General features: G+C 77.6%; 2 protein-coding genes. Both read right to left on the bottom strand.

Going from position 1 to position 1,825, the window contains the following annotated elements:
- On the bottom strand, positions 1-909 hold a 909-nt coding region (locus ACFXA3_RS35225), incomplete at its 3' end, for a mucoidy inhibitor MuiA family protein (RefSeq protein WP_385193888.1).
- Positions 910-916: 7 nt separating this feature from the next.
- Positions 917-1,825, bottom strand: a 909-nt coding sequence (locus tag ACFXA3_RS35220; RefSeq protein WP_385193886.1) for a DUF4139 domain-containing protein, incomplete at its 5' end; no start/stop codon positions are given.

Genomic DNA, 1,825 nt, shown 5'->3' with positions numbered 1-1,825 from the left:
TTTTTTTATCCCTCCCCCCCCCCCCCACCCCGCCCCAACGCGCCGGCCGCGGGGGGGGGGGGCGGGGGGGGGCCCCCCCCCCCCCGCCCCCGGCCCCCCCCCCCCCCGCGGCGGCTCGGTGGCCAGCGCCGACCGGGCCGTCGACAGCGTCAGCGCCACGCCGGACCAGTCCTCGCCGGTGCGCTGCCAGACCATCGCGTCGGTCTCCAGCGTCAGCGAGCCGCCGTCGAGCACGGCCCGGTAGGCGGGCCGCCACAGTGCACACGGGGTGAGGTGGCTCAGCCGCAGGCGGACCGGCCCGGCGGCCGCGGCGTCCACGGTCAGCTCGACGTGGCCGACCAGCTCGGCGGGTGCCGTCCCGGAGCGGTTCATGGCCTGTTCGACCGCGCCGAGTTCGGCACCGAGCCCGTCCAACCTGGCCTCGGTGGCGCGCAGTCGTTCACCGAACTCCTCGCGTTCACCGTCCACCCGGTCCAGTTCGCGCGCCCAGCGGGGCCCGTCGCCGTCCCCGGAGCCGGCGCCTTCACGGATCTCCCGCAGCAGATCCGCGGCGAGGCGGCCGAGCACGTCGAGGCGGGCGTGCAGCCGGTCGCGCTGCCGCTCCACGGCGTCCTGCTCGGCCACGAGCTCGTGCAGGCGGCGGCGCAGCGCGGAGTCGTCGGCCGACGGCAGCGGCCCTGCGGGGGCCCAGGTGCGGACCATCCGTACGTCGAGCACGGTCGCCGGGTGGCCGGCGGTCAGCTCGGCATGCAGGGTGCGGTCGACGGCCAGCGCGCTGACCGGTCCGAGACGCAGCCGCTGCACTCCGGCCTCCAGGTCGAGCGTGACGGTGCGCTCGACGTGGGCCCGGTCCTCCAGGCAGGTGACCGCGGTGACGGGGAGGGCGATCGGCGTGGGGGCCGTGGACATGGCTGTGTCAGCTCCTGCGGTTGCCGCCGGCCAGGCCCTTGCCGGCCGGTATGCGGATCTCGTAGCCGCCGTCGAGGGCGGTGGTGGCGCCGGCGGGCAGGTCCACCCGCCAGATGCGGGTGCCCGGTGCGTGGTGCTCGGGCCCCGCGCCCTCCTCGGGGGTCCTCCAGTCGGCCCGCTCCTCGATCCGGACGTCCGGTTCGGTGGTGACGGGCACCCGCTCGCGGATCTCGACCGTGACGGGCCCGCCGAGCCGGTTGGCCAGCTCCACGTGCACGCGGTGGTCGAGCACGGTGGTGTTGCCCCGCAGGCCGGCGGTCGACTCGTGCAGGTTCGTGCGGCGGGTGACCCCGATGCCCTCGGCCGGCCCGAGCCCGACCCGGCGGACGCCGCCGGGGGCGAGCGTGGGCAGGGCGGTGGTCAGCAGGAACTCGCCGTCGACGCCGACCTCCACCGGGCCCGCCAGCAGGGCCTGGTCGGTGGCGTTGGAGAGCACCAGTGTCGCGTACACGGTCTGCTCCACGGAGGGCACGCACAGGTACTCGGTGCGCAGACCGACCGGGATCTCGCCGACGGTGACGGTGTGCCAGGTGCCGTCCGAGGGGATGTCGGCGCGGGCGGCGGCATCGAAGCGGTGGTCGAACGAGCCGGCCGACGTACGGGGGCGCACGGCGTGTCCGGGCAGCGCCAGCGCGGTCACCGACTCGGCGCGGCGGCGGTGTTCGGCCGTGACCGGGTCGAAGGGGGCCTCGGGGAACAGCCGGCCCCGGCGTCCGCCCCGATCGTCGGGCCCGGACAGCACGAGGGCGGCGTAGTCGAGCTCGGCGCCGCTCGGCCGGGGCGGCCCGGCCGGTGCCGCCGCGGGCGCCGGCGGCGGGGGCCCGCCGGGGGCCGCGGGTGCCATCGGGGCGGGGGC

This window comes from Streptomyces sp. NPDC059456, from assembly GCF_042750055.1.
Taxonomy (GTDB): domain Bacteria; phylum Actinomycetota; class Actinomycetes; order Streptomycetales; family Streptomycetaceae; genus Streptomyces.
This window is presented reverse-complemented; position numbering and strand designations above follow the sequence as displayed.